The 3,242-nt window shown below is 73.2% G+C and carries 4 protein-coding genes; 2 read left to right on the forward strand and 2 right to left on the reverse strand.

Features of this window, described 5'->3' with window-relative positions:
* Positions 1 to 31 precede the first annotated feature (31 nt).
* Positions 32 to 1,420, reverse strand: coding sequence for a serine hydrolase domain-containing protein (locus ACWGE1_RS40620; protein WP_453425497.1), 1,389 nt, complete (start codon positions 1,418 to 1,420; stop codon positions 32 to 34).
* Positions 1,421 to 1,677: 257 nt separating this feature from the next.
* Here ACWGE1_RS40620 and ACWGE1_RS40625 point away from each other — a divergent pair, with 257 nt between their 5' ends.
* Together ACWGE1_RS40625 and ACWGE1_RS40630 are read left to right on the forward strand one after the other, a co-directional pair.
* Positions 1,678 to 1,962, forward strand: coding sequence for a DUF6400 family protein (locus tag ACWGE1_RS40625; protein ID WP_453425498.1), 285 nt, complete (start codon positions 1,678 to 1,680; stop codon positions 1,960 to 1,962).
* Positions 1,949 to 2,194 (forward strand): hypothetical protein, encoded by a 246-nt coding sequence (locus ACWGE1_RS40630; RefSeq protein ID WP_453425499.1) that lies wholly within the window; start codon positions 1,949 to 1,951, stop codon positions 2,192 to 2,194. The genes ACWGE1_RS40625 and ACWGE1_RS40630 overlap by 14 nt, the downstream gene beginning before the upstream one ends.
* A gap of 16 nt (positions 2,195 to 2,210) precedes the next feature.
* On the opposite strand, the gene ACWGE1_RS40635 is transcribed toward ACWGE1_RS40630, so the two are convergent.
* Positions 2,211 to 3,005, reverse strand: a complete 795-nt coding sequence (locus ACWGE1_RS40635) for a 3-hydroxybutyrate dehydrogenase (RefSeq protein WP_453425500.1) — start codon at positions 3,003 to 3,005, stop codon at positions 2,211 to 2,213.
* Positions 3,006 to 3,242: the final 237 nt, after the last annotated feature.

A 3,242-nucleotide genomic window follows, 5' to 3' on the forward strand; every position in this document is an offset into this window, starting at 1 on the left:
GTCCTGCGCCTGTGCCTGCGTCTGCGTCCGGTCAGCGCAGGGGTGCTGTCAGCGGACCCGGGAGCGCCGGCAGGGCCGGGGGCAGGACACGGAGGGCGGACGGTGCCTCGGCCGCCGGGGCGTCGGCGGAGCGGTTCTTCGCGGCCGGGTCCGGTGTGCGCGGCGCGGTGGTGCCGCACAGGGAGCGGTCGCGGTAGTCCCTCAGCGCGGCATCGGCCGGGTGCGGGTCGAATTCGGTGCCGCTCGCGTTGAGGCGCTGGTACTTCATCAGGTTGTACCCGATCGCGAACTGGCGGGTGCCGTCCGCGCTGGACAGGGCCCAGGTGCCGGCGCCGAAGACTCCCCCGTCGTGCCCCCAGGCCGGGCCGCACGGCGTGTCCAGCGAGTAGATCCCGAGGCCGTAGCGCATGCCCACGGCACCCGTCCCGTCCTTGACGTCGACGGTGGTGCGCATCTCGTCCAGCTGGCGGCGCGGCAGGAGGTCGCCGCCCAGCAGGGCCCGGTAGAAGGTGTTGAGGTCCTGCGGGGTGGAGATCAGGGCCCCTGCGGTGCCCGCCCAGGTCATGTTGTAGTCGCTGTAGTCGCGCGGCGGGTCGATGAGCCCGAAGAAGCTCTCGTACATACGGGCGTGGGCGCCGCGGATGCGCGGGTCGGTCCCGGGGAAGTAGGTGTCCCGCAGGCCCGCACGCCGGATCACGTCCTGGGTGATCAGCCGTTCCGGGTCCTGGCCGGTCACCTTGCGGAGCACCTCGCCCAGGAGCACGTAGTTGGTGTTGGAGTAGGACCAGTCGGTACCGGGCTCGAACACCTGCGGACGGGCCACGCCGTAGCCGATCAGCTCGGCGGGCCTGATCGTGCGGTACCGGTGGTCGTCGAGGCTCTCCGTGGTCCCCTTCAGGAGGGAGGGGAAGGCGTCGCCGACGTAGTCGTGGATACCGCTGGTGTGGTTGAGCAGCATGCGTACGGTGACCTTGCGGCCGCGCTCGCCGGGCAGCAGCTCGGGCACGTAGTCGCCGACCGGCCGGTCCAGGTCCACCCGGCCCTTCGCGGACTGCTGGAGGACGGCGACGGCGGTGAAGGTCTTGGTGACGCTGCCGACGCGGTGCCGCAGGTCGGGGCGGGTCTTGCGCCCGGTGGAGACGTCGGCGAGGCCGGCGGCGCCGTCGAAGCGCCGGCGGTCGTCACGGACCGCGGAGTAGACGCCGGTGATGCCCGCCTCGTGGATCGCGTTCAGCCCCGCCTGCAGCTGGGTCCGGTCGAGGGGCCGGCCCGCGGTCGGACCGTAGGCGGTCGGCTCGTGCAGGCCCGCGGCGCTCGCGGCCGGGGCGATGCCCGCCAGCAGGGCTATGGCGACGGCGGTGGCCGAGGCGGCGCGGCGCAGTCGCGGTAAGGGTCGGTCGGCAGGACGGGTGTGGGGCACGGCGGCTCCTCGTCGGTGGCCCGCTGGGGCCCGGCGATCTTGGTCACTTAGATTCTTCGCCCCCGACCCGTGGTGCGGCCTCGTCCGCCAGGACGAACCGGGTATCAACCTCCAGAAGGAGAAGCACCTTGACAGGCCATTACATTTGTCACGCCGCCCCGATCGGCCTCGGCGGCCCGCGCCGCCCCGGTCCGCGCTCTGTGACTCCGCCCACCCTCCCTTGACCGGAGAAGGAAGGGCTACCTAACTTCGATGGCATGGCCCCCCACGACCCCACCCCTTCCTCCGACGCCTCCGGTGCCCCCGACGCGTCCGAGCTGGTCGATTTCTCCGTCGACCTCACCTCGCAGGAGGTGCTCCGGCGCGCCCAGGTGATGGCGGCCCTCGGCCCGGACTGGGATCCGATGGAGGTGCTCCTCGGCGAGGAGGCCGCCTACGACCTGCTGTATTCCGGGCTCGACGCCGGTCAGCAGCGCATCTACGACGACCTGGTCGCGGCCGGTGTGCTGCCCCCGCGCGGAGACGGCCGTGCTGCCGCTTGACCCGCAGGCCGACCCCGGGCGCCGTGCCTGGGTGGCCTGCCCGAAGTGCGAGGACGCGCGCGGCTGCGACCCCTGTGAGCAGCGGCGCACCTGCTCCACCCACTGGCGCTACCTGCTCACGAACACCGGCAGCCTGCTCCACCTCCAGTGCCCCGGCTGCACCCACGTCTGGGTGCACGAGAGCGGCTTCGGAGCCACCCGCTCCCCGTGGGACCGCATCGCGGGCGGCTAGGGCGTCCCTTCCGGGGTCAGGCGGCGCTCCAGCCGCCGTCCAGGGGGATCGACGCACCCGTGACGTAGCCGGTGTGCGGGCCGCAGAGCCACAGGACGGCCGCGGCGACCTCCTCCGGTTCGATCAGCCGCTTGACCGCGGAGCGGCTGAGCAGCACGTCGGACACCACCTGAGCGGCGTCGATGCCGTGCGCGGCGGCCTGGGCCTCGATCTGCCGCTCGACCAGTGGCGTGCGGACGTATCCGGGGTTGACGCAGTTGCTGGTGACGCCGTGCGGCGCGCCCTCGACGGCCGCGACCTTGCTCAGCCCCTCCAGGGCGTGCTTCGCGGCCACGTAGCCGGCCTTGAACGCACTGGCCCGCAGTCCGTGCACGCTGGAGATGTTGACGATGCGGCCCCAGCCCCGCGCGCGCATGTGCGGCATGGTCCGGCGGATCAGCAGGAACGGCGCGTGCACCATCACCCGCTGCATGAGTGCGAAGCGGTCCGGGGGGAACTCGGTCAGCGGTGCGACGTGCTGGAGTCCGGCGTTGTTGACCAGGATGTCGACGTCGGCCGGCAGCCCCCCGATGAGCTCGGCCCGGGCCAGGTCCACCACGTGTGCCCGCCCGCCGATCTCCTCGGCGACGGACTTCGCCGCGGCGGCGTCCATGTCCACCACGTGGACGTGGGCCCCGGCCGCGGCGAGCGCCGAGGCGCAGGCCCGGCCGATGCCGCTGCCGGCGCCGGTCACCAGGGCGGTACGGCCCGCCGGGCCCGTGCCCGCGGCGGCTGCTGTCCCGTGGGGCACGGGAGGGAATCCGCTTGTCATGCCCGGAATCATCCGGGACACGGGCGGGCCGCTCCCATGTGCGTGGCCGCCACAGTCGGGCCGCAGGGTGTGTCGGCCGGCGACAGGACGGGCACGTGTGCGTCGCCGCCCGACCGGCAGGACACCGCCTGGGCGGGCACCCCTAGGCCGTCTCTTTCGGATCTTGTCGGTCGGGCCCGCGTCGTCCGGTGCCGTGCATCTCCCCCAGCTACCGCTGGGAGGTGCCCCCTGGGCGGA

This window comes from Streptomyces sp. NPDC054932 (genome assembly GCF_053610205.1).

Coding starts and splice junctions, on each gene's coding strand:
- ACWGE1_RS40625 (WP_453425498.1), top strand. CDS start 1,678: ATGGCCCCCCACGACCCCACCCCTTCCTCCGACGCCTCCGGTGCCCCC.
- ACWGE1_RS40635 (WP_453425500.1), bottom strand. CDS start 3,005: ATGACAAGCGGATTCCCTCCCGTGCCCCACGGGACAGCAGCCGCCGCG.